22 protein-coding genes are annotated in these 22721 nt (G+C 69.8%); 3 read left to right on the plus strand and 19 right to left on the minus strand.

The genetic code is table 11. The features are described 5' to 3' along the window. Nucleotides 1-61: 61 nt before the first annotated feature. The 10 genes from aroB to ABD197_RS08690 all read right to left on the minus strand — a co-directional run bounded on the left by aroB (nt 62) and on the right by ABD197_RS08690 (nt 10862). Nucleotides 62-1144: a 3-dehydroquinate synthase gene (gene aroB / locus ABD197_RS08645; RefSeq protein WP_344053575.1), complete on the minus strand. Its 1083-nt coding sequence runs from the start codon at nt 1142-1144 to the stop codon at nt 62-64. Further along, complete coding sequence (locus tag ABD197_RS08650) at nt 1141-1698, minus strand: shikimate kinase (RefSeq protein ID WP_344053576.1); 558 nt, start codon at nt 1696-1698, stop codon at nt 1141-1143. Before ABD197_RS08650 ends, aroB begins: the two co-directional genes overlap by 4 nt. Then, nucleotides 1685-2914, minus strand: a complete 1230-nt coding sequence (aroC, locus tag ABD197_RS08655) for a chorismate synthase (RefSeq protein WP_344053578.1) — start codon at nt 2912-2914, stop codon at nt 1685-1687. Before aroC ends, ABD197_RS08650 begins: the two co-directional genes overlap by 14 nt. Before the next feature lie 4 nt (nt 2915-2918). After that, complete coding sequence (locus tag ABD197_RS08660; protein WP_344055825.1) at nt 2919-3758, minus strand: shikimate dehydrogenase family protein; 840 nt, start codon at nt 3756-3758, stop codon at nt 2919-2921. Next, nucleotides 3752-5254, minus strand: a complete 1503-nt coding sequence (gene mltG, locus ABD197_RS08665) for an endolytic transglycosylase MltG (protein ID WP_344053580.1) — start codon at nt 5252-5254, stop codon at nt 3752-3754. The genes ABD197_RS08660 and mltG overlap by 7 nt, the downstream gene beginning before the upstream one ends. A 1-nt stretch (nt 5255) precedes the next feature. After that, nucleotides 5256-5729, minus strand: coding sequence for a Holliday junction resolvase RuvX (gene ruvX, locus ABD197_RS08670; RefSeq protein WP_344053582.1), 474 nt, complete (start codon nt 5727-5729; stop codon nt 5256-5258). After that, nucleotides 5726-8386, minus strand: a complete 2661-nt coding sequence (alaS, locus tag ABD197_RS08675) for an alanine--tRNA ligase (protein ID WP_344053584.1) — start codon at nt 8384-8386, stop codon at nt 5726-5728. Before alaS ends, ruvX begins: the two co-directional genes overlap by 4 nt. A 57-nt stretch (nt 8387-8443) precedes the next feature. Continuing rightward, entirely contained in the window at nt 8444-8686 is a 243-nt protein-coding gene (locus tag ABD197_RS08680) for an ATPase (protein ID WP_344053586.1), read from the minus strand. A gap of 104 nt (nt 8687-8790) precedes the next feature. Beyond that, complete coding sequence (gene rpsD, locus ABD197_RS08685) at nt 8791-9420, minus strand: 30S ribosomal protein S4 (protein WP_344053588.1); 630 nt, start codon at nt 9418-9420, stop codon at nt 8791-8793. 164 nt (nt 9421-9584) lie between these two features. Further along, nucleotides 9585-10862 (minus strand): replication-associated recombination protein A, encoded by a 1278-nt coding sequence (locus ABD197_RS08690; protein WP_344055826.1) that lies wholly within the window; start codon nt 10860-10862, stop codon nt 9585-9587. Nucleotides 10863-11012: 150 nt separating this feature from the next. Between ABD197_RS08690 and ABD197_RS08695 the strand changes: the two genes are divergently transcribed. The 3 genes from ABD197_RS08695 to ABD197_RS08705 all read left to right on the plus strand — a co-directional run bounded on the left by ABD197_RS08695 (nt 11013) and on the right by ABD197_RS08705 (nt 13495). Continuing rightward, nucleotides 11013-11312 carry a dioxygenase gene (locus ABD197_RS08695; RefSeq protein ID WP_344053590.1) on the plus strand — a complete coding sequence of 100 codons (300 nt, stop codon included), beginning with the start codon at nt 11013-11015 and terminating at the stop codon, nt 11310-11312. 140 nt (nt 11313-11452) lie between these two features. Then, nucleotides 11453-12856, plus strand: a complete 1404-nt coding sequence (locus ABD197_RS08700; RefSeq protein WP_425561007.1) for a DUF349 domain-containing protein — start codon at nt 11453-11455, stop codon at nt 12854-12856. A 75-nt stretch (nt 12857-12931) separates the two neighbouring features. Beyond that, nucleotides 12932-13495, plus strand: a complete 564-nt coding sequence (locus ABD197_RS08705) for a hypothetical protein (RefSeq protein WP_344053592.1) — start codon at nt 12932-12934, stop codon at nt 13493-13495. On the opposite strand, the gene ABD197_RS08710 is transcribed toward ABD197_RS08705, so the two are convergent. From ABD197_RS08710 to ABD197_RS08750, 9 genes are all read right to left on the minus strand, one after another. Then, complete coding sequence (locus ABD197_RS08710) at nt 13482-15731, minus strand: RelA/SpoT family protein (protein ID WP_344053594.1); 2250 nt, start codon at nt 15729-15731, stop codon at nt 13482-13484. The genes ABD197_RS08705 and ABD197_RS08710 overlap by 14 nt on opposite strands. Nucleotides 15732-15795: 64 nt before the next feature. After that, nucleotides 15796-16785 carry a protein translocase subunit SecF gene (gene secF / locus ABD197_RS08715; RefSeq protein WP_344053596.1) on the minus strand — a complete coding sequence of 330 codons (990 nt, stop codon included), beginning with the start codon at nt 16783-16785 and terminating at the stop codon, nt 15796-15798. Further along, a complete protein-coding gene (gene secD / locus ABD197_RS08720) occupies nt 16785-18518 on the minus strand; it encodes a protein translocase subunit SecD (protein WP_344053598.1) in 1734 nt (577 codons plus the stop codon). The genes secF and secD overlap by 1 nt, the downstream gene beginning before the upstream one ends. A 38-nt stretch (nt 18519-18556) precedes the next feature. Beyond that, nucleotides 18557-19012, minus strand: a complete 456-nt coding sequence (locus ABD197_RS08725) for a preprotein translocase subunit YajC (protein WP_344053600.1) — start codon at nt 19010-19012, stop codon at nt 18557-18559. A gap of 81 nt (nt 19013-19093) precedes the next feature. Then, the gene (gene ruvB / locus ABD197_RS08730) at nt 19094-20116 is read right to left on the minus strand and encodes a Holliday junction branch migration DNA helicase RuvB (RefSeq protein ID WP_344053602.1); all 1023 of its coding nucleotides are present in this window, start codon (nt 20114-20116) and stop codon (nt 19094-19096) included. Further along, on the minus strand, nt 20109-20729 hold the full coding sequence (gene ruvA / locus ABD197_RS08735; RefSeq protein WP_344053604.1) for a Holliday junction branch migration protein RuvA: 621 nt from the start codon (nt 20727-20729) through the stop codon (nt 20109-20111). The genes ruvB and ruvA overlap by 8 nt, the downstream gene beginning before the upstream one ends. A 52-nt stretch (nt 20730-20781) precedes the next feature. After that, entirely contained in the window at nt 20782-21342 is a 561-nt protein-coding gene (ruvC, locus tag ABD197_RS08740) for a crossover junction endodeoxyribonuclease RuvC (RefSeq protein ID WP_344053606.1), read from the minus strand. 46 nt (nt 21343-21388) lie between these two features. Then, nucleotides 21389-22147, minus strand: coding sequence for a YebC/PmpR family DNA-binding transcriptional regulator (locus tag ABD197_RS08745; RefSeq protein ID WP_344053608.1), 759 nt, complete (start codon nt 22145-22147; stop codon nt 21389-21391). A 29-nt stretch (nt 22148-22176) separates the two neighbouring features. Continuing rightward, nucleotides 22177-22716, minus strand: coding sequence for a DUF1697 domain-containing protein (locus ABD197_RS08750; RefSeq protein ID WP_344053610.1), 540 nt, complete (start codon nt 22714-22716; stop codon nt 22177-22179). Nucleotides 22717-22721: the final 5 nt, after the last annotated feature.

Here is a 22721-nt window from a genome sequence, read left to right on the forward strand (position 1 = left end):
ATGCCGGGCCCGGGAGACCTCCGTCATCGTGCACATCTCCGTCATCCTGCGCGCGGTGCGATCAGCCCGCGACCTCCTGGTAGGCAGCGAACAGCAGCGACTCATCGGGCGCCTGCAGCACAGTGGGCTTCGCGATGTCGTCCAGAACGATGAAGCGCAGCATCCCGCCGCGGCTCTTCTTGTCCCGCTGCATGCTGGCCAGCAGCTGGGGCCAGGCGCCCGAGCGGTACGTGGTCGGCAGACCGAGCAGCTCGAGGATGTCGCGGTGACGCTGCGCGGCGGCATCCGGCAAGCGCCCCGCGAGGCGCGACAGCTCGGCGGCGTACATCATGCCGACCGAGATCGCCGCGCCGTGGCGCCAGCGGTACCGCTCGGCGTGCTCGATCGCGTGACCGAGGGTGTGCCCGTAGTTCAGGACCTCCCGCAAGCCCGCCTCGCGGAAGTCCTCTCCCACGACACGGGCCTTCATCGAGATCGCGAGCTCCACGCACCGGCGGAAGGACGCGGTGGAGGGGTCGACCGCCGCCTCGTGATCCGCCTCGATGAGGTCGAGGATCTCCGGGTGCCAGATGAAGCCCGCCTTGACCACCTCGGCGAAGCCGGCGACCGTCTCGTTCGGCGACAGGGTCATCAGCAGGTCGAGGTCGCAGATGACCGCGCGCGGGGCCCAGAATGCGCCGACGAGATTCTTGCCCTCGGCGGTGTTGATCCCGGTCTTGCCGCCCACCGCCGCGTCCACCATCGCGAGCACGGTCGTCGGGACCTGCACGACCTGCACCCCGCGGAGCCAGGTCGCGGCGACGAAGCCGGCGAGATCGGTGACCGCTCCCCCGCCGAAGCCGACCACGGCATCAGTGCGGGTGAAGTCGGACTGACCCATCACCTGCCAGCAGAACGCGGCGACCTCGACCCGCTTGCCCGCTTCGGCGTCCGGGATCTCCGCGAGAAGCACTTCACGGGTGCTGTCGGCCATGAGTCGCTCGCGCAGCGTCGCCGCCGCCGCGCCGAGTGTCGGCGGATGCACGACGAGCACTTTTCGCACGCTCGGTGCGAGCGCGTCCGCGACGAGATCGAGGATGCCGTGCCCGACCGAGATGTCGTACCCGCTCTCGCCCGGCACGGAGATGGTGGTCGTGTCGTTCATGTCTGCTCCTGTGCTTCGGGCGTCTCGGAACGCCGCACCCAGTCCACGACCTCGTCCACGACCGCCGACAGCGGTCCGGTGGAGGTGTCGAAGGCGACGTCGGCGCACTGCTCGTACAGATCTCGGCGCTGCGCGTAGATCCGCTTCCAGCGGGCGACCGGGTCGGCGTCCGTCAGCAGCGGCCGGTCTCCGCCGTGGATCCGCCCCGCCACGATCTGCGGCGAGACGGTCAGCAGGATCACACGGTGCGCGGCGAGGTCGGCTCGTGTCGCGGGGTCCAGGACGGCTCCGCCGCCGAGCGCGACGACCCCGCCGTCCCGCAGTGCCTCGGACACGGCGACGCGCTCGAGCTCGCGGAAGCGCGCTTCACCGTCGCGTTCGAACAGCTCCGGGATCGGCCCGTGCTCGCGCACGATCGCCTTGTCCGTATCGACGAACCCACGACCGAGCGCCCGCGCGACGCGCTTGCCGATGCTCGTCTTGCCCGCACCCATCGGTCCGATCAGGACGACGGCACCGCCGGGAGCGGCACCGGGCGTCCTACCGGCGGACATCGTGTTCGAGCAGCTCCGCATCGCTCGCGGACGCGGTCCGCAGCGTCTCGGGGATCGCCGCGAGGTAGGCCTCGAGGTTGCGGCGGGTCTCTCCCACGCTGTCGCCGCCGAACTTCTCCAGGACGACATCGGTCAGCACGATCGCGACCATCGCCTCCGCGACGACTCCCGCGGCGGGCACCGCGCACACGTCCGAACGCTGGTGGTGGGCCGACGCGGTCTCGCCCGTCGCGACGTCGATCGTGCGCAGCGCATGCGGCACGGTCGCGATGGGCTTCATCCCGGCGCGCACGCGCAGCACGGTTCCGGTGGACATGCCGCCCTCGGTGCCGCCCGCACGGTCGGTCGAGCGCGCGATGCCGTCGTCGGTCACGAAGAGCTCGTCGTGCGCGGCCGAACCACGGCGGCGGGTCGTCTCGAAACCGTCGCCGACCTCGACGCCCTTGATCGCCTGGATGCTCATGATCGCCTGCGCGAGCTTGGAGTCCAGGCGTCGGTCCCAGTGCACGTGCGAACCGAGGCCCGGGGGCAGGCCGTAGGCGAGGACTTCGACGATGCCGCCCAGGGTGTCGCCGTCCTTGCGCGCGGCATCCACCTCCTCGACCATGCGTGCCGACGTGTCCGCGTCGAAGCAACGCAACGGGTCGGCATCCAGTGCGTCCACGTCGTCGGGCGTGGGCAGCGCCGAGTCGTCCGGGACGCGGACGGGGCCGATCGAGAGGGTGTGGCTGACCAGACGGATGCCGAGCTCGGCGAGGAAGCCGCGTGCGATCGCCCCGAGGGCGACGCGGGCCGCCGTCTCACGCGCGCTCGCGCGTTCGAGGATCGGGCGCGCCTCGTCGAAGTCGTACTTCTGCATGCCCACGAGGTCCGCGTGCCCCGGGCGCGGGCGGGTCAGGGCGGCGCCGCGGCCGCGGGAGCGTTCAGTGAGCTCGACGGGCTCCGCGCTCATCACCTCGACCCACTTGGGCCATTCGGTGTTGCCGATGCGCACGGCGATGGGGCTGCCCAGGCTCGTGCCGTGCACGACGCCGGACGAGATCGTCAACTCGTCCTCTTCGAACTTCATGCGGGAGCCGCGTCCGTATCCGAGCTTGCGGCGGGCGAGATCGGCCTGGATCGCTGCGCGCGAAACCGGGACCCCGGAGGGCAGACCCTCCATGATGGCGATGAGTTCGGGACCGTGGGATTCGCCGGCAGTGAGCACGCGGAGCATTGCTCTAGTCTCCCATGACCGCCAGGCGCATTTCGGCGAGCACGGCGGCTTCGTCGGCGAGCTCCCGGTCCGGATCGCCGAGCACGAAAACCCGCACCTGCAGCAGGGCCTGGTGCAGCAGCATCCCGAGTCCCGACCGGGCCGGGGCGCCGGCGCGCTCCCATGCCTCGGACAGGGGCGTCGGCCAGTGTCCGTAGACGACGTCCATGAGCGGTCCGCCACCCGCCGCGAGGGCGTCGGCGGCGTCGGACGATACGGCGGCATCACCGGGGAGTGTGGCGATCGTGAGGTCGACCGGTGACCGGGCGGCGATGAACGCTGCCGAGGACACCGGGAGCCCCAGTTCGTCGCCGAGCACGATGAGCGGGTCGACCGCCTCGGGTCGGCGGGCGACGACCTCGACGCGGTCGACGCCGAGCTCGGCGAGCGCGACGAGCGCGGAGGTCGCCGTGGCACCCGCGCCGATGATGCGCGCGGCTCCGGCGGCGTCCCACCGCTCTTCCCGGAGCGCCCGCACGAGGCCCCCGACGTCGGTGTTGAATCCGACCGGTCCGCCGGGCTCGAGCAGGAGCGTGTTGACGGCGCCCGTGAGGTCGGCGCGTCGATCGCGGGTCCGCGCGGCAGCGAAGGCCGCACCCTTGAGCGGCATCGTCAGCGACAGACCGCGGAACTCCGGCGAGAGTCCGCCCAGTTCACGGGCGAATCGCTCCTCGGTGACCTGCCGGCGTCCATAGGTCCAGTCGAGCCCGAGCACGCGGTAGGCGGCCGCGTGCAGTTGCGGCGAGCGGCTGTGCGCGACCGGATCCCCCCATACTTCGAGGCGTCGGGGCTCGGCGTTCAGCATCCCGCGTCGGGATTGGCCGCGCACCACTGGATCCACTGCTGGGTCGCCCGGTTGTGGTCGGCGAGGTTGTTCGTGAACACCGTCTCTCCGGTGTTGAGGTTCACCGTGACGAAGTAGAGCCAGTCGCCGTCAGCCGGATGCATCGCGGCATCGATCGCGACGTCGCCCGGGTTTGCGATCGGACCCACCGGGAGACCCTGGATGACGTAGGTGTTCCACGGGTTGTCGTCGTACTGCGCCTCCGCGGAGGTGCTGACGGTGCCGTCCGCCTCGTTGAAGCCGTACTGCGCGGTGGAGTCCATCTGCAGCAGGCCGAACGTCTCCTGGTTGCTCGGGTTCAGACGGTTCTCGATCACCCGCGAGACTTTGTAGAAGTCCGTTCCCGCCCGTGCTTCGCGCTGGATGATCGAGGCGATCGTGAGGATGCGCTCCCGGTCCTCCGCCGGCACCCCGGCGCTGTCGAGCGACGCGATCGTGCGGTTCACGAGCGTGGCGATCACGTCGGTCGCGGTGACACCGGGGTCGAACGTGTAGGTCGCCGGGAAGAGCCAGCCCTCGAGAGGCTGTCCGCCCGCCGCCACGATCGCCGGATCGGCGGCGACGCCGTACACGGTCGGGTCGGCCACGGCGGCCTGCAGCTCTTCCAGCGGGATGCCGGTCCCCTCAGCCAGCAGCGGCAGGGACTGCTCGACCGTGAGCCCCTCACGCAGCTGGGCGCTGTTCTCCATCTTGTTGGCGGGGTCCAGCAGCGCCGCGAGAGCGGCCTCGGAGGTCATCTGCTTCTGGAGCTTGAACACCCCGGGGACGAACGGAGGGTTCTGCCCGGTGTCGATCAAGTACGCGTAGAACGCATCCGGTGTCTTGGTCACACCCGCCTCGAACAGGCTCTCCGAGATCGGCGAGCCGGTGTCCCCCGAGGCGATCGTGACGAATGCCTCGCCGTTGGCCAGGCCGTCCGCATAGTCCTTCGGCTCCTCCCAGCCCATCACTTCGCGGATCTTGTCCTCGTAGGTGGTCCAGACGTAGAAGCCCGTACCCGCGATGCCGCTGATCAGCAGCAGGACGACACCCAGCGCGATCCAGCCGCCGATGCGGCGCCGGCGCTTGTTCTTGGGCGGCGGGACGTCGCCGAGGCTGTCCGTCGTGTGCTCGCCGGTGAAGAGGTCCTCGAGCGTCGCGGTCGCGACCGACCGTGAGGGACGCGCCTCCTCCGCCGGCGCCGTCGCGCGGAGGGGCGCCGAGGTGGCGGGGGGCGCTGCCGCGGGAGCCGCGTGTTCAGACGGCGCGTGTGATGCCGGCGCCTCCTGCCGCGTCGCCGCCGCCCGTGCCTCGCGCCGCGAGAGCGGAGCGGAAGACCCGGTCGCGTTCTGCGTCGTCACCTGTTCCGACGCGCCGCGCTCGGCATCCGCTCCGGCGGATCGGCGTGCGCGGGGGTTCGGCAGCTTGCCGAACAGGTCGGCGAACGGGTCGTCGAACGGCGAGGGGGCATCGGGCATGTCAGACGGGCTCCTCGGCCGGGGGGACGGGTGATCCGGCAGGTCGCCCCGTGCTCTTCTCGACATCGAGAGCCTGCTGCAGCAGGACGACGGCCGCGACCTGGTCAACAATGCTACGAGAAGAACGCTGTGATCTGCCCGATTCCCGCAGAACCGCATGCGCGGAGACCGTGCTGAGTCGCTCGTCCACGAGCCGGACGGGCCGATCGGATGCCGCCGCGAGCGCGCGCGCGAAGTCGCGGGCGTCCGTCGTGGAGGCGGTGTCCTCCCCGCGCATGTTCAGCGGCAGCCCGACGAGCAGCTCCATCGCGTCATGCTCCCCCGCGAGGTCGAGGATCCGCGCCAAGGAGGCATCCGTGCGCGGGACGGTTTCGACCGGAGTGGCCAGAAGCCCGTCGGGATCGCAACGGGCGACCCCGACGCGCGCCTTGCCGACGTCGATCCCGAGTCGGACGCCGCGGCGGAACCCGCTCACGCGTCCTCGAGCGCGGCCTTCACGGCGCCGAGCGCCGTCGGCAGCGCCGCCGCGTCGGTGCCGCCGCCCTGGGCGACATCGTCCCGTCCGCCTCCGCCGCCGCCGAGCGTGGCGGCGGCGATCTTGGCGAGCGCACCGGCGCGCGCACCGGCCGAACGCGCGGCGTCGTTCGTCGCGACGATCACGACGGCCCGACCGCCGACATCGGCACCGACGGCGACCACGGCCGCGTCCGTGCCGAGGCGGTCGCGGATGCCGAGCGCCAGGGCGCGCACGTCGTCGGCCGACCCCGCGGATCCGATCGATTCGGCGACCACGCGATACCGGCCCACGGTCGCGGCGTTCGCGGCGAGAGCCGGGACACGATCGGCCAGGGCGCGCGCTTCGAACGCGGCGATCTTCTTCTCCGCGGCCTTCAGGCTCGCCGCGAGCTCGGCGATGCGCGTGGGCAGCTGATCGCGCGGGGTCTTCAGGCTCGACGTGAGCTGCGACACGATCGCGCGCTCGGCGGCCAGCTCACGGAACGCATCCTGGCCGACGAGGGCTTCGACACGACGGTTGGACGCGCCGACGGAGGACTCGCCGACGAGGTTCACGAGACCGATCTCGGCGCTCGAGGACACGTGGGTTCCCGCGCAGAGCTCGCGCGACCACGGGCCGCCGATGTCGACCATGCGCACGGTGTCGCCGTACTTCTCGCCGAAGAGCGCCATCGCGCCGAGCGACTTCGCCTCGTCGAGCGACAGGACACGCGTGGTGACCTCGAGGTTGTCGCGCACGGCGGTGTTGGCGATCTCCTCGATCTCGGTGCGCGTCTCGGGTGAGAGCGCCTGCCCCCACGTGAAGTCCAGGCGCATGTAGCCCGCGCGGTTCAGCGACCCGGCCTGGGTCGCGCTCTTGCCGAGCGTGTCCCGCAGCGCGGCGTGCACGAGGTGCGTCGCCGAGTGCGCCTGCCGCGCGGCGCGCCGGTTGACGGCATCCACGACGGAGGTCGCCGGCTGCCCGACACCCACTTCGCCCACCGAGACCTCGACCGTGTGGCTGATCAGGCCCGGCACGGGCTTCTGCACATCGAGGACCTCGAGCTCGTACCCGGGGCCGACGATCGCGCCCTTGTCGGCGACCTGACCGCCGGACTCCGCGTACAGGGCGGTGTCGGCGAGGATCACCTCGGCGATCTGGCCCGTGGTGGCGCGGTCGACCGACACGCCGTCGACGAGGATGCCGAGCACGCGCGACTCCGTTTCGAGTTCGGTGTAGCCGGTGAACACCGTCTCGCCCTGGGCGCGGTACTCGCGGTACACGCTCGTGTCGGCGAGCGCCCGCTTGCGGGAGCGCGCGTCGGCCTTCGCGCGGGTGCGCTGCTCGAGCATGAGCGCGTCGAATGCGGCGCGGTCGACGGAGAGCCCGGCCTCTTCGGCGATCTCGAGAGTCAGGTCGATCGGGAAGCCGTACGTGTCGTGCAGCAGGAAGGCCTCAGAGCCGGCGATCGTGGTGCCGCCGCTCTTCTTCGTCTGCGCGACCGAGAGGTCGAGCGTGGTCGTCCCGGCCGCGAGGGTGCGCAGGAACGTCTCCTCCTCGGCGAACGCGTACGCCGACAGGCGTCCGTACTCGGTCTCCAGTTCCGGGTAGACGGCTTTCATCGCGTCGCGCGAGGCGGCGAACAGCTCGGGGAACGTGGGGCCGTCCACGCCGAGCAGGCGCATCGAGCGGATGCCGCGCCGCATGAGCCGGCGGAGGATGTACCCGCGTCCTTCGTTCGACGGAGTCACGCCGTCGGAGAGCAGCATGAGGGACGAGCGGACGTGGTCGGCGATGATGCGCATGCGCACGTCGTCGGTGTGGTCGGCCCCGTAGCGACGACCGCTCAACTGCGCGGCGAGATCCAGGACCGGGCGCACCTGGTCGGTCTCGTACATGTTCTGCACGCCCTGCTTGATGAACGCGATGCGCTCCAGGCCCATGCCGGTGTCGATGTTCTTCTGGGGCAGCTCGCCCACGATGCGGAAGTCGTACTTCGAGGTGACGTCGTCGATCGCGTACTGCATGAAGACGAGGTTCCAGATCTCGACGTACCGGTCGTCATCCGTCGCCGGTCCCCCGTCGACGCCGTACGCGGGACCCTGGTCGAAGAAGATCTCCGAGCACGGGCCGGCGGGCCCCGGCAGACCGGTGCTCCAGTAGTTCGTGTCCTTGTCCAGGCGCTGGATGCGCTCCTCGGGAAGGCCGGCGATCCGTCGCCACAGGTCGAACGCCTCGTCGTCGTCCTTGTAGACGGTGACCCAGAGGTCCTTGGGGTCGAACCCGAGACCGCCGTCGGCTTCGGACGTGGTCAGCAGCTCCCACGCGTACGTGATCGCGCCCTCTTTGAAATAGTCGCCGAACGACCAGTTGCCGAGCATCTGGAAGAACGTGCCGTGGCGCGGCGTCTTGCCGACCTCTTCGATGTCGTTCGTGCGGATGCACTTCTGCACATCGGCCGCGCGGGCGTACGGCGCCGGCACGTCGCCGCTCAGGTACGGGATGAACGGCACCATGCCCGCGACCGTGAACAGCAGCGCGGGATCGTCCGTGACCAGCGAGGCGGAGGGGACGATGGTGTGGTCGCGCTTCTCGAAGTAGCGCAGGAATCGATCGGCCAGCTCTGCGGTCTGCATGGGGAGTCCTCGAAAAAGGGCGGCGTCCGTCGTGGACACCGCCTGATGGGTGGGGTGTCAGTCGGTGAGCTTGGTGGCGGCGGCGTCCGCGGCATCGCCGGCGGTGTTCGCGGCGGCGTCGACGAGACCGCCGATGCGCGCTTCCTGCTCACGGTAGGCGTCGCCGATGCGATCGGTGAACTCGGTGATGCGAGCGTCGACTTCGGCCAGCACCTCGTGCCCGCGGGGATCCTTGTTCATGAGGTGGGCCGCCACGAAGCCGCCGATCACACCCAACAGGAACCACAGCAGGTTTCTCATGACACCACTTCCTTCGCCGCGGGGCGCGGCAACCCCCATCGTAAGCGAGAACAGCAGAGGGCGCCGGGTGACCCCGGCGCCCTCTGCTGTCGTATGCGTCGTCCTTATCGGGCGGCGTAGTACTCGACGACGAGCTGCACGTCACCCGTCACGGGGACCTCTGCGCGCTTCGGGCGACGGACGAGCCGCGCCTGAAGGGTCGAGAGGTCGACCTCGAGGTAGCCCGGAACCGGGGGAAGCACGTCGGCGTGACCGCCGGCAGCCGCGACCTGGAAGGGCTCGGTGCCCTGGCTCTTGGTCTTGACGTGGATGAGCTGACCCGGCTTCACGCGGAAGGAGGGGCGGTCGACCGTCTGACCGTCGACCAGGATGTGGCGGTGCACGACCAGCTGGCGTGCCTGCGCGGTGGTGCGGGCGAAGCCGGCGCGCAGGACGAGTGCGTCCAGACGCATCTCGAGGAGCTCGACGAGGTTCTCACCCGTCAGGCCCTGGGTGCGGCGGGCTTCGTTGAACGTGTTGCGCATCTGCTTCTCGCGGATGCCGTACTGCTCGCGCAGACGCTGCTTCTCGCGGAGGCGGACGGCGTAGTCGCTGTCCTGCTTGCGCTTGGTGCGGCCGTGCTCACCCGGAGCGTACGGACGCTTCTCGAGGTACTTGGCGGCCTTGGGCGTCAGCGGGATGCCGAGCGCGCGGGAGAGGCGGACCTTGCGGCGGTCCTGGGACTTCGTGGGCACGGATGTGTCCTTCCAAAACGACATGGCCGCGTCTTTCGCGGACTCATGGACGTATCCCCGCCCCACCCTGCTCGGTGCGCACGTCGGGGCGCAGCGAAGGTGTGATGTGAGGAGGAGATACCCGAAAACGACGTTTCGAGCCGGTCAAGCTTACCAGATCGGGATCAGCCGCCGATGATGCGCCGGATCTTCTCGAGCCGCGCCTGTACATCGCGCTCTTGACCGTGGGCGGTCGGCTCGTAGTAGCGGCGCCCGCTCAGATCGTCGGGCAGGTACTGCTGAGCCACGACGCCGACGTCGGAGTCGTGGGGGTAGCGGTACCCCTTGCCGTGTCCGAGCCGCTTCGCTCCCGGATAGTGGGCGTCACGCAGGTGGGGTGGGACACGACCGAAGCCGCCCGCCCGCACGTCGGCGATCGCCTTGTCGATCGCGAGGTAGGCGGCGTTGGACTTCGCCGTCGTGGCCAGGTACGCGGTCGCCTCTGCGAGCGGGATGCGGCCTTCCGGCATCCCGATGAAGGCGACGGCGTCGGCGGCGGCGACCGCGATCAACAGCGCCTGCGGATCGGCGAGGCCGATGTCTTCGGATGCCGAGATCACCAGCCGCCGGGCGATGAAGCGCGCATCCTCCCCCGCCTCGATCATGCGGGCCAGGTAGTGCATGGCCGCGTCGACGTCGGAGCCGCGGATCGACTTGATGAAGGCGCTGATCACGTCGTAGTGCTCGTCGCCCTGGCGGTCGTAGCGCAGCAGGGCCCGATCGACGGCACTTGCGACGTGGTCGGCGGTGACGGTCGGCTTCTCGTCCGACGCGTCATCGGGCTCCGCGAGCGCCGCGGCGGCCTCGAGCGCCGTCAGTGCGCGACGCGCATCGCCGGAGGCCAGGCGCACCAGGGCGTCCCGCGCCTCGGGCGCGACGCTCACCCGAGCCGAGAGACCGCGCGGATCGGCGACCGCGCGGTCCAGCAGCATTGCGAGATCGTCGTCCGTGAGCGGCTGGAGCGTGAGCAGCAGCGAGCGGGACAGCAGGGGCGAGATCACCGAGAACGAGGGGTTCTCGGTCGTGGCGGCGATCAGCACGACCCAGCCGTTCTCCACACCCGGAAGCAGCGCGTCCTGCTGGGCCTTGGTGAAACGGTGGATCTCGTCGAGGAAGAGGATGGTGGATTGCCCGTAGAGATCGCGCTGCGTGAGGGCCTCCTGCATGACCTCCCGCACGTCCTTGACGCCCGCCGTGACCGCGGAGAGCTCGACGAAGCGGCGCCCGGACGAGCGGGCGATCGCTTGCGCGAGGGTCGTCTTGCCCGTGCCGGGCGGTCCCCAGAGGATCACCGAGCTCGCGGCGCCGGTCGAGACGTCGGCGCGCGCGAGCTGCACGAGGGGTGAACCGGGCTTGAGCAGATGGGACTGACCCGCGACCTCGTCCAGCGATGTCGGGCGCATCCGCACGGCGAGGGGGGTCTGGCCCTGGAAGAGCGCGGCGGAGGACACCGCTCAAGGCTAACGTCCGCGTCGGACGCGCGCGTTTGGCGGCCACCCCGGCGGACCGTAGGATCATCCCGCCCGGGAAGCCCGGGGTATGAAGGAGGTCCCGTGGCCACGGGTGGCAAGCAGCGCGACACGCGAGCCGAGCGCGAGCGGGCGCGGGTGTATCAGGCTCGGCAGAGCTTCCACGATTCGCTGGCGCGGCGGCGCCGCCGCGACGATCTGATCGCGGGCATCGCCGGAGGGGCACTGATCGTCGCGATCCTCATCGGTCAGACCCTGTACTACACCGCCGGACCCGGCGCCCCGTCCCCCGCGCCCACTGCGACACCGTCCACCAGCCCCTCGAGCACGCCGGTGCCCAGCGACACCGCGTCCCCGGACCCCTCGCCGACCGTCACGGAGTGACCCGGAGCTCCGGCGACCCGATGTCCGTCACGGATCGGTGTCGGAGCGCGCGGAGCCCGCGGCGCCGGGGGCGGCCCGTACTAGGCTGAGGAGCCATCCATACTCCCCCAGGCGGCGCGAGCCGCGATGAGGTGCATTCCGTGACTGCTGCAGCAGAGTCCACTCCCGAGAACCCGACCGGATCCGCTCCGACCGCCGACGCCGGCGAGACGGTCCGGCCCACTCCCCGGCCCGGTCCCGCGCGTCCCGTTCCCCGGGCCCCGCGAGCGGCATCCGCCCCGGCGGCGCCCGCGGGCGCGACCGAAGCCGTGCCCTCGGACCAGGAGCCGTGGGGTCGCGTGGACGAGCACGGCGTCGTCTCGGTGCGCGAGGCCGAAGGCTGGCGCGTCGTCGGGGAGTACCCGGATGGGACGCCCGAAGAGGCGCTCGCCTACTACCAGCGGAAGTTCACCGATCTCGCGGGCGAGGTGTCCCTCCTGGAGGTGCGTCACCGCAGCGGCGGCGCCCCCGCCTCCGACCTGCGCGCCACCGCCGACGCGCTGCACGCCAAGATCGACGGCGCGGCTGCGGTCGGAAACCTCGCTGCACTCGATGCCCGCGTCCGTGCGTTGACCGAGGAGCTCACCGCGGCGTCCGCCACGGAGGCTGCGGCATCCCGCCAGGCCGTCGACGACGCCGTCGCGGCACGCGTCGTCCTGGTGGAGAGGGCCGAGGCCCTCGCCGCGCGCGACCCCAAGACCGTGCAGTGGAAGCAGGCCTCCGCGGAGCTCGCGTCGCTGTTCGATCAGTGGCAGGCGCAGCAGCAGTCCGGTCCCCGACTGCCGAAGTCCACCGGGCAGCAGCTGTGGAAGCGATTCCGCGACGCCCGCGCGATCGTCGACAAGCATCGCCGTGAGTTCTACGCCGAGCTCGACGAGGCGCACAAGACGGTGCGCGATCAGAAGGCGCGGCTCGTCGAGAAGGCCGAGGCTCTCGCTCCGAAGGGCGAGGACGGCATCGGGGCCTACCGCGAGCTCCTGGACCAGTGGAAGACCGCCGGCCGCGCCGGCAAGAAGGCCGATGACGCCCTCTGGGCGCGCTTCAAGGCCGCCGGTGACGCGCTCTACGGCGCTCGCGGAGAGCGTGAGGCGGCCGACGCCGAAGCGTCCCGCGAGAAGATCGATGCCAAACGCGCGCTCCTCGTGGAGGCCCGCACGATCGCCGATGAGCCGGATCTTGCGAAGGCCCGTGCCGCGCTGACGGCGATCCAGCGTCAGTGGGATGAGATCGGGCGGATCTTCCCGCGCGACAAGGAGCGGGTCCTCGACGACGATCTGCGTCGCATCGAGACCTCTCTCCGCACGCGCGAGGAGACGGACTGGAAGCGCAACAACCCCGAGACCAAGGCGCGCGCGAACGACATGACGCGTCAGCTCACCGAGGCGATCGAGAAGCTCGAGTCCGAGCTCGCGGCCGCGACGGCGAGCGGCGACAAGCGGGCGATCGCGAAGGCCACCGAGGCGCTGGAGGCACGCAAGAACTGGCTGAGCGCGCTGGGCGGCTGACCTCACTCGCTCGGTTTGTCCACAGGGCGCCGGGAACGCCGGTCCCGGGCGACGCGCTCGGGCACAGTTGCTGTCATGGCCTCCCCGTTCCTGTACTTCCCGGGCGATGCCCTCTCGCTCGCCGAGTTGACGGCCGCGCGGCTGGACGGCCACACGGTGGATCTCGGCGACGCCTTCATCCCCGCCGATGCCGTCGAGACCCCGGCGCTCCGGGCGGGCTCGCTCGCCGCCCTGCTGGGTGACGTGCTCGCCGCGACGCACCTCAGCGCAGCGTGGGTGCACGGCGGTCTTCACGATCCGCCCGCCCGCCACACGGTGCAGCGTGCCGTGCCGCGGCGGCTGCACCGCACGTTCGGCCGACGTCTGGTCTACCGCGACTTGTGCGTCGAACCGGACGACCTGTGGCTCCTCGGCGGCGTATGGGTGACCCACCCGGTGCGCACGCTCGCCGATCTCGTGCGCACCGGTGACGACGAGAACGTGCGGGCCGCCCGCATGCTCGTGCGGGCGCACCCGGATCTGATCGAGCCCGCCCGGGCGCACTTGCGGGAGCGCCGCTCGCTGCCGAACAAGAAGGCCGCGATCGCGCTCCTGGAGGGCTGGGCGGCCGTTGGTGGCGAAGTGCTCAGGAGGACGTGACCCGGTACACGTCGTAGACCGCGTCGATGCGGCGCACCGCGTTCAGCACCCGCTCGAGGTGCACGATGTCGCCCATCTCGAACACGAACCGGCTGAGCGCGAGACGGTCGTTCGTGGTGGACACGGTCGCCGAGAGGATGTTGACGTGGTGCTCGCTGAGCACACGGGTGACATCGCTCAGGAGGCCGGAGCGGTCGAGCGCCTCGATCTGGATCTGCACGAGGAAGATGCTCTTCGTCGTCGGTGCCCACTCCACCTCGATCAGGCGTTCGGCGTCGTCCATGAGGGACTTGACGTTCGTGCAGTCTGCGCGGTGCACCGATACGCCGCTGCCGCGTGTGACGAACCCGACGACGTCGTCGCCCGGGACCGGAGTGCAGCACTTCGCGAGCTTCACGAGGATGTCCGGAGCACCGCGCACGAGGATCCCGGAATCGCCGCCGCGCGGCTGACGGGAACGCCCGACGTGCGGGATGTCGATCGGCCCGGTCGACGTGTCATCCGCGGTGACGGCCGCCGTGACCTTCTCGATGACCGACTGGGTCGACACGTGCCCTTCGCCGACGGCGGCATACAGTGCCGTGACGTCCTCGTAGTTCAAGGACCGGGCCACCTCGGAGAACGAGTCCTGATTCATCAGCCGCTGCAGCGGCAGGTTCTGCCGGCGCATCGCGCGCGCGATCGATTCCTTGCCCTGCTCGATCGCCTCTTCGCGGCGCTCCTTCGTGAACCAGCCGCGGATCTTGCTTCGGGCCCTCGTGCTCTTGACGAATCCGAGCCAGTCCTGACTGGGGCCGGCATCCGGATTCTTCGAAGTGAAGACTTCGACGACGTCGCCGCTCTGAAGTTCGGACTCCAGCGGCACGAGGCGGCCGTTGACCTTCGCGCCCATCGTCCGGTGGCCCACCTCGGTGTGCACGGCGTAGGCGAAATCGACCGGGCTGGCGCCGGTGGGCAAACCGATCACGCGGCCCTTCGGGGTGAAGACGTAGACCTCTTTGGCTCCGATCTCGAAGCGCAGCGAGTCCAGGAACTCCCCGGGGTCAGCGGTCTCGGCCTGCCAGTCCGAAATGTGCGCGAGCCAGGCCATGTCCGCATCGACGGATTTCGCATCCGCCTTGCCGCCGGTCATCCGCTCCTTGTACTTCCAATGCGCGGCAACGCCGTACTCGGCCTGCTGATGCATCTCGTTCGTACGGATCTGGATCTCGACCGTGCGCCCGCCCGGACCGATCACCGTCGTGTGCAGCGACTGGTACAGGTTGAACTTCGGCGTCGCGATGTAGTCCTTGAACCGGCCCGGCAGTGGCGTCCAGCGCGCGTGGATCGCCCCGAGGACCGCGTAGCAGTCGCGCACGCTGCCGACGAGGATGCGGATGCCGATCAGATCGTAGATGTCGTCGAACTCGCGACCGCGCACCACCATCTTCTGGTACACCGAGTACAGCTGCTTGGGCCGCCCCATCACCCGCCCGCGGATCCGCAGATCGCGCAGGTCGCTGTCGACCGCGTCGATCACGTTGTGCACGTACTGCTCGCGCTGCGGAGTGCGCTGTTTGACGAGGCTCTCGATCTCGGCGTACAGCTTCGGGTGCAGTACGGCGAAGGACAGATCCTCGAGCTCGGACTTCACCGTCTGGATGCCGAGTCGATGAGCGAGCGGCGCGTAGATCTCGAGGGTCTCGGTCGCCTTCTTCCGCGCCTTCTCGGGCGGGACGAACCCCCACGTGCGGGCGTTGTGCAGCCGGTCGGCGAGCTTGATCAGGAGCACGCGGATGTCGCGTGACATCGCCACGATCATCTTGCGGACGGTTTCGGCCTGCGCGCTCTCGCCGTACTTGACCTTGTCGAGCTTCGTCACGCCGTCCACGAGCATCGCGACTTCGTCGCCGAACTCGGCGCTCAGCGCATCGAGCGAGTACTCCGTGTCTTCCACCGTGTCGTGCAGAAGTGCGGCGGCGATCGCCTTCGGACCGAGTCCGAGGTCGGCGAGGATCTGCGCGACGGCGAGCGGATGGGTGATGTACGGCTCGCCGCTCTGACGCGTCTGGCCCGTGTGGGCCTCATCGGCGACCGCGTACGCCCGTTCGATGATGGACAGGTCGCCCTTGGGGTGATGCGTTCGGACGGTGCGCAGAAGCTGCTCGACATCGTCGCGGCGCGCGGAACGCGAGAAGATCCGCGGGACGAGGCGGCGCAGCGACGAGGACTGGGCGGCGGGAACGGTCTCGGTCATCCGATCCCTCCCCTCCGCGAGGTGTCAATCCTATGCCCGTGCGGCGCGGCCATCCGCCGGTCGATCAGGCGGGCGTTCCGGCGAGCTCGCGGGCGGCGAGGATGCGCGCGTCCCGCTCCTTGAAGCGTTCCTCGCCCTCGCGCAGCAGCGAGTACAGGGGTGCTGCGACGAAGAGCGTCGAGTAGGCCGCGACGATCGTGCCGACGAAGATCGAGAGGGACAGATCGGTGAGCGTCTGCGCACCCAGCCACACCACACCGACGATCAGGATCGCACCGGTGGGCAGAACTGCGACGACGGTCGTGTTGATCGAGCGGATCAGGGTCTGATTGACGGCCAGGTTCACCGACTCGCCGAAGGTGCGCCCGGACACTTCGCCGTCCTCGCTCGTATTCTCCCTGATCTTGTCGAACACGACGGTCGTGTCGTACAGGGCGTACGAGAGGATCGTCAGGAAGCCGATCACCGCGGCGGGCGAGATCTCGAAGCCGAAGAGGGAGTACACGCCGACGGTGATGATGAGCACATCCAGCAGGCCGATGATCGCCGACACCGACATCTTCCAGGTGCGGAAGTACAGCGCGAGGATCAGGAAGGTCAGCGCGAGGAAGATCGCGAGGCCCCACAGCGACTGCCGGGTGACGTCCTGCCCCCAGCTGGGCCCGATGAACGATGCGCTCACCTCGGCCGGATCGACCTGGTACGCGTCCGCGAGCGCGGCGCTCACGTCGCGCGTCTGGGCGTCGGTGAGCTGATCGGTCTGGACCCGGATCCCGTCGTCGCCCACCGTCACGACTTTGGTCGTGGCGTCCGGCACGACCGACTGCACGGCATCCGTCGCCACCTGCTGGTCGGTGGTCGTGACACCGTTCACGGTGAACTGGGAGCCGCCGGTGAACTCGATCGAGAACTGGATGGGGCGGAACAGCGGCACCAGGGCCGCGCCGATCACGAGGATCGCCGCGATCAGGAACCACAGACGACGACGACCGACGAACGGGAATGAAGTCTTGCCCGTGTAGAGGTCGTTTCCGAGCTGGCTCATGGAGCGCATCAGGATTGTCCCCCCGTGTCGTTCTTGGTCGGTCTGCCGCTCTCGCCGGCGGCGGCGAGCTCGGCCTGCTTGCGCTCCGCGATCGTCTGGCGGCGCTCGGCTTCGCCGCGCGAGCGTGAGGCGCGCTTCTCGGCCTGCGTCTTGGGCGCCGCAGCCACCGGCGCGCGGAACTGCGCGCGCCCACGGTAGACCGCACCGAGGGCGGTGGGGTCCATGCCCGAAAGAGGGTGACCGGATCCGAAGAACTTCGTGCGGGCCAGCAGCTGCATCACCGGGTGGGTGAACAGGATGAAGATCAGGACGTCGATCGCCGTCGTGAGCCCCAGCGTGAACGCGAAGCCCTTCACGGTGGCGTCCGCGAGGATGTAGAGGACCACCGCGGCGAGGATGTTGATCGACTTCGAGATGTAGATCGTGCGCTTCGCGCGGCCCCAGCCGTCCTCGACGGCGCCGGTGATCGACTTGCCGTCGCGCAGTTCGTCGCGGATGCGCTCGAAGTAGACGATGAACGAGTCGGCCGTGAAGCCGATCGTCACGATCAGGCCCGCGACGCCGGCGAGCGACAGGCGGAAGCCCATGCGCCACGCCAGGATGCACAGCGTGATGTAGGTGAGGACCGCCATGACCGCGAGCGAGGCGATGATCACGAAGCCGAGCGCGCGGTAGACGATGAGCGAGTAGATCGCGACCAGGAGGAGGCCCACGAGGCCGGCGATCAGACCGACCTGCAGCTGCTGCGATCCCAGCGTGGCGGAGATGGACGCCGAGCTCTCGACGGTGAAGCTGAGCGGCAGAGCGCCGTACTTCAGCTGGTCGGCGAGCACTTTCGCGGTGTCCTGCGTGAAGCTTCCCGTGATGCTCGGGTTGCCCCCGAGGATCACGGCGTTCATCGACGGGGCGGAGAGCACCGTGCCGTCGAGGACGAAGGCGAACTGGTTCAGCGGGGGGTTCGCGCCGTACAGGCGCTGGCTGATCTCGCCGAAGGTCTTCGTCCCGGCGTCGTCGAACTTGAGGTTGACCGCCCACTGGCCGCTGGTCTGTTCGAGCCCGAACGTCGCGTCGCTGATCGACGTGCCGTCGAGTTCGACCGGTCCGAGGATGTACTTGACCGAACCGTCCGTCTCGCACGTGATGAGCGGCTGATCCTTCGGCGCACTGGCCGGGTCGTTGCTCGGGTTCGCGCAGTCGTACGCGAGGTACTCGGCCTGCAGCGCCGGGGTCACCCAGGAGATGTCGCTCCCGTTCGTCGGCTCCGCGGTCGGCGTGCTCGGCAGGGACGGATCCGGCGTCGGATACGGCGTCTCCTTGCCGTCATCGCCGACGAACGTCGTGGCCGGGGCGCCGGCCACCAGCACCGCACGCAGCTGGAGCTGAGCGGAGGCCTCGATGCGGTTCCGGGTCTCCTCGTCCGCCTGACCGGGGATCTGGACGACGATCTGGTCGGCGCCCTGACGTGCGACGTCGGCCTCGCCGACGCCCGAGGCGTCCACACGTTGCCGGATGATCGTGACGGCCTGGTCCATCTGCTCGTCCGACGGTGTCACGCCGTCGGCCGTCTCGGCCTGGAGGACGATCTGCGTGCCGCCCTGGAGATCCAACGCGAGCTCAGGCGTCCACGAACTCGCCTTGAAGACGTATACGCCGAGCGCGTTGATTCCGAAGAGCACCGCGGTGATGATCAGGAGGCCGGTCAGCGCACGCCAGGCATGCCGGACAGGAGTGGATGTCGCCACGAGGGGTCAGCTTTCTGGGAGCCCGGGAGGGCGAGCGGTCAGGCCTTGGGCTTGGAGTCCGTGTCGGCGTCGGGCTCAGCGGTCTTGCCCGCCTCCGCGGCGCGGGCGTGGTCGTCGCTGATGGAGCTGATCGCTCCGCTGGCCACGCCGTCGATGTAGCCGGCCTCATTGACCTCGGCCTCGATGAACTCGTCCTCGGTGACCGTGCCCTCGGCGGGATCGACGACGCGGAGGATCGCCTGGCTGTGGACCTTGATCTCGACGCCGGGCGCGATCTCGACGAGTGCGGGCTGGTCGAGGTTCTCGGGGTCGAACGCGACGATCGTGCCGTAGAGGCCACCCTGCAGGAGCACCTCCGCGCCCGGGACGGTCTGGCGAGCCTTCTGCTCCTGCTCGAGCTTCTGCTTCTGCATGCGTCGACGCGAGCTCCAGAACATGAAGCCGAGCAGGACGACCAGCAGGATGATCAGGCCGTAATTGGAGAGGAATTCCATGGAGGCGAGAGCCTTTCGAATCAGGCGTGCGCCGCGGCGGCACTGCCTTGCAGGAGATGGTGAGGCGAGAGCCTCCAGCGATTATAGATCATCGAATCTGAGCGCCGAATCGAGGTGGGATACGCCCAGGTGCGCGAAGGCGGGCGGCATCGCGATGCGTCCCCGCGGTGTCCGGCCGACGAATCCGATGCGCACCAGATAGGGCTCGACGACGGATTCGATCGTCTCCGCCTCTTCGCCGACCGCGACCGCCAGGGTGCTCAGCCCCACCGGGCCACCGCGGAATCTGCGCACGAGGGCGTCGAGGACAGCGCGGTCCAGACGGTCCAGGCCGATTCCGTCCACGTCGTACAGATCGAGAGCCGCGTCGACGGTGGTCGTATCGCCCCCTCCCCCGCGGACGACGATGAAGTCGCGAACGCGCCGGAGCAGGCGATTCGCGATGCGCGGCGTTCCGCGGGAGCGCCGGGCGATCTCGGCGCGCGATGCGGCAGGCAGGTCGACGCCGAGCATTGCGGCGGAGCGCTCGATGACGCGCTCGAGCTCTTCCGGCTCGTAGTACTCGAGGTGCGCGGTGAAGCCGAACCGATCGCGGAGCGGGTTCGGCAGCAGGCCCGAGCGCGTCGTCGCGCCGACGAGCGTGAACGGCGAGAGATCCAGCGGGATGCTGGTGGCACCGGCGCCCTTGCCGACCATGATGTCGATGCGGAAGTCCTCCATCGCGAGGTACAGCATCTCCTCCGCCGAGCGCGCCATGCGGTGCACTTCGTCGATGAAGAGCACTTCGCCCGGCGTGAGGCTGGACAGCAGTGCAGCCAGGTCGCCGGCGTGCTGGATCGCGGGCCCGCTGGACAGGCGCAGCGCCCGGCCGCTCTCGTGGGCCACGATCATCGCGAGCGTCGTCTTGCCGAGGCCCGGGGGCCCGGAGAGCAGGATGTGGTCGGCCGGCCGCTGCTGGATGCGCGCGGCATCGAGCAGGAGCTGAAGCTGGCCGCGGACCTTCTGCTGACCGACGAACTCAGCGAGCGACGCCGGGCGCAGTGCCCCTTCGATCGCGAGCTCGGTCTCATCCAGAGGCTCGTCCGCGTCGAGGACGTCAGCCACCGGCATGCTCCTTGCGTGCGGGGCCGAGTGCGGCCAGGGCTCGGCGCAGGAGAGACGGCACGGAGTCGCGCTCGGCGTCCGTCGCGTCCTCCATCACGACCGACACGGCCTCGGCGGCCGCACGCTCGTTCCAGCCGAGGCCCATGAGCGCCTGGGTCACCGAAGCGGCGACGTCCGGTGTCGCGGCCGCCCGTGCGGCGCCGGACGCGCGCGGGGCGATGATCTTGCCGGCGAGCTGCACGACGATGAGCTTCGCCGTCTTGGGTCCGATCCCCGAGACGCGCCGGAAGGGCGCGTCGTCGTCCTGCGCGACGGCGTCGGCGATCTGCGTGACGCTGAGAGCGGCGAGAACACCGAGCGCAGACTTGGGGCCGACGCCGGTCACGCCGAGCAGCTGCGTGAAGACGACGAGCTCTTCACGGCTCTCGAAGCCGAAGAGCGACAGGGCGTCCTCGCGCACGATCAGGTTCGTGTGCAGGTGCACGTCGTCGCCGACGTTCGTCGCGGCGGCGACGGGGGGTGTCACCGCGACGCTGAGTCCCACTCCCCCGACCTCGACGACGATCGAGTCCGTGTCCACGTGCGCCGCGCGCCCGCGCAGAGAAGAGATCATGCGGGCATCCTATGCCGCGCATTCGCAGTTTTGTTCGACCGACACACAGAAGTCAGCGGCGCGCCAGCCGCTCGGCATCCGCCCACGCCCTCTGCGCGGGCGTGAGCTGTGCGCCGGTCGTCGCCGCCTGCCCCCCGCCGCGCCACGCATGACACAACGCGAGGGCGAGGGCGTCCGCGGCGTCCGCGGGCTGCGGGATCTCGTCCAGCCGCAGGATCCGGGCAACCATGAGCTGGACCTGTCGCTTGTCAGCCGCCCCGTAGCCGGTGACCGCCGCCTTGACCTCGGTGGGCGTGTGGGTCGCAGCGGCGAGTCCGCGCTCGCCTGCGATCAGGAGCGCGATGCCGCTGGCCTGGGCGGTGCCCATGACCGACTGGCGGTTGTGCTGCGAGAACACGCGCTCGACGGCCACGACCGCCGGCGCATGCTCGTCGATCACCGCGCGGATGCCCGCTGCGATCGTCGCGAGCCGGCGCTCGATGGGTTCGCCCGGATCGGAGCGCACGACACCCACATGGACGAGCCGCGCTGACCGGTCGCTTGCGACGTCGACGACGCCGACCCCGCACCGGGTCAGGCCGGGGTCGATGCCGAGCACACGAAGAGCTGCCACCGTCCCACGCTATGCGCGGGGCGGTGGCAAGCGGACGCGGCGCGCCCTACTCGTCGTTCTCGAGCTCGGCCTGAACCTCGGCGGACAGATCGAAGTTGCTGTAGACGTTCTGGACGTCGTCGCTGTCCTCGAGCGCGTCGATCAGCCGGAAGACCTTCCGGGCCGTCTCGGCGTCGACCTCGACCTTGAGGGACGGGACGAACTCGACATCGGCCGACTCGTAGTCCAGTCCCGCGTCCTGCAGCGCCTGGCGCACGGTGACCAGGTCGGAGGCCTCCGTGATGACCTCGAATCCCTGGGCGTGCTCTTCGACGTTCTCGGCGCCGGCCTCCAGTGCCGCCAGCATCACGTCGTCCTCCTCGGCGCCCTCGCCGGAGACGACGATCACGCCTTTGCGGTGGAAGTTGTACGCAACCGACCCGGGGTCGGCGAGCGTGCCGCCGTTCCGGCTGAGTGCGGTGCGAACCTCGGCTGCCGCACGGTTCTTGTTGTCGGTGAGGCACTCGATCATGAGGGCCACGCCGTTGGGTCCGTAGCCTTCGTAGAGGATCGTCGTGTACTCGACGGCCTCGCCGCCGATGCCCGCACCGCGCTTGACCGCGCGGTCGATGTTGTCATTCGGGACCGAGGTCTTCTTCGCCTTCTGGATGGCGTCGTAGAGCGTCGGGTTGCCCGAGACGTCTGCGCCGCCCATCTTGGCGGCGACTTCGATGTTCTTGATGAGCTTGGCGAACGACTTGGCACGGCGCGAATCGATGATCGCCTTCTTGTGCTTCGTGGTCGCCCACTTGGAGTGGCCGGACATTCCTCCAGTTTACGCGGCGACGGCGCTCCTCACGGCGCGAGGATCCTTCCCAGCGTCCGAAGGTTCCGGTTCGTCGTCGAGGTGCGGTACGCCGCACGAGCGAGCAGCTTCGCGAACGGTGTGTCCGTCGTCGTGCCTTTCACCGGATTCCAGTAGAGGACGCCACGCCCCCGAGCGACCGGATCCACGTCCGCGTCGAGGGATGCCGCCGCGGTCGCGAGTTCGTCCAGCACGGCGTCGTCACTGCCGAACACCACCCACGGCTGCCGGGTCCCATCCGAAGCGTCGAACGGGAATCCGGTCCGGGCCTGCTCGACCTCGTCGCGGGTCTTCAGAACGATCCAGGCGTCGTAGCCGAACCGCTCGCGCAGGCCGGCTTCGATCCGACGCTTCAGATCGCCGCGCGCCCCGGGGGCGGCATCCGCGGTGAAGGCGGCATTGCCGCTCGCGAGGAACGTGCGGACATCCTCCAGGCCGAGGTCGCGCTGCATGAGCGAAACGAGGTCCGCATTGCGGATCGTCACTCCCCCGACGTTGACTCCGCGCAGCAGCGCCACCCAGGCGGTCATCCGCT

The sequence above is a fragment of the Microbacterium lacus genome (genome assembly GCF_039531105.1).
Taxonomy (GTDB): Bacteria; Actinomycetota; Actinomycetes; order Actinomycetales; family Microbacteriaceae; genus Microbacterium; species Microbacterium lacus.

What these genes read in the sequence shown, in the direction of transcription:
- aroB (WP_344053575.1), bottom strand. Translation starts at nt 1,144, where the DNA reads ATGAACGACACGACCACCATCTCCGTGCCGGGCGAGAGCGGGTACGAC.
- ABD197_RS08650 (WP_344053576.1), bottom strand. Translation starts at nt 1,698, where the DNA reads ATGTCCGCCGGTAGGACGCCCGGTGCCGCTCCCGGCGGTGCCGTCGTC.
- aroC (WP_344053578.1), bottom strand. Translation starts at nt 2,914, where the DNA reads ATGCTCCGCGTGCTCACTGCCGGCGAATCCCACGGTCCCGAACTCATC.
- ABD197_RS08660 (WP_344055825.1), bottom strand. Translation starts at nt 3,758, where the DNA reads ATGCTGAACGCCGAGCCCCGACGCCTCGAAGTATGGGGGGATCCGGTC.
- mltG (WP_344053580.1), bottom strand. Translation starts at nt 5,254, where the DNA reads ATGCCCGATGCCCCCTCGCCGTTCGACGACCCGTTCGCCGACCTGTTC.
- alaS (WP_344053584.1), bottom strand. Translation starts at nt 8,386, where the DNA reads ATGCAGACCGCAGAGCTGGCCGATCGATTCCTGCGCTACTTCGAGAAG.
- ABD197_RS08680 (WP_344053586.1), bottom strand. Translation starts at nt 8,686, where the DNA reads ATGAGAAACCTGCTGTGGTTCCTGTTGGGTGTGATCGGCGGCTTCGTG.
- ABD197_RS08690 (WP_344055826.1), bottom strand. Translation starts at nt 10,862, where the DNA reads ATGCGCCCGACATCGCTGGACGAGGTCGCGGGTCAGTCCCATCTGCTC.
- ABD197_RS08705 (WP_344053592.1), top strand. Translation starts at nt 12,932, where the DNA reads ATGGCCTCCCCGTTCCTGTACTTCCCGGGCGATGCCCTCTCGCTCGCC.
- ABD197_RS08710 (WP_344053594.1), bottom strand. Translation starts at nt 15,731, where the DNA reads ATGACCGAGACCGTTCCCGCCGCCCAGTCCTCGTCGCTGCGCCGCCTC.
- secF (WP_344053596.1), bottom strand. Translation starts at nt 16,785, where the DNA reads ATGCGCTCCATGAGCCAGCTCGGAAACGACCTCTACACGGGCAAGACT.
- ABD197_RS08725 (WP_344053600.1), bottom strand. Translation starts at nt 19,012, where the DNA reads ATGGAATTCCTCTCCAATTACGGCCTGATCATCCTGCTGGTCGTCCTG.
- ruvA (WP_344053604.1), bottom strand. Translation starts at nt 20,729, where the DNA reads ATGATCTCTTCTCTGCGCGGGCGCGCGGCGCACGTGGACACGGACTCG.
- ABD197_RS08745 (WP_344053608.1), bottom strand. Translation starts at nt 22,147, where the DNA reads ATGTCCGGCCACTCCAAGTGGGCGACCACGAAGCACAAGAAGGCGATC.
- ABD197_RS08750 (WP_344053610.1), bottom strand. Translation starts at nt 22,716, where the DNA reads ATGACCGCCTGGGTGGCGCTGCTGCGCGGAGTCAACGTCGGGGGAGTG.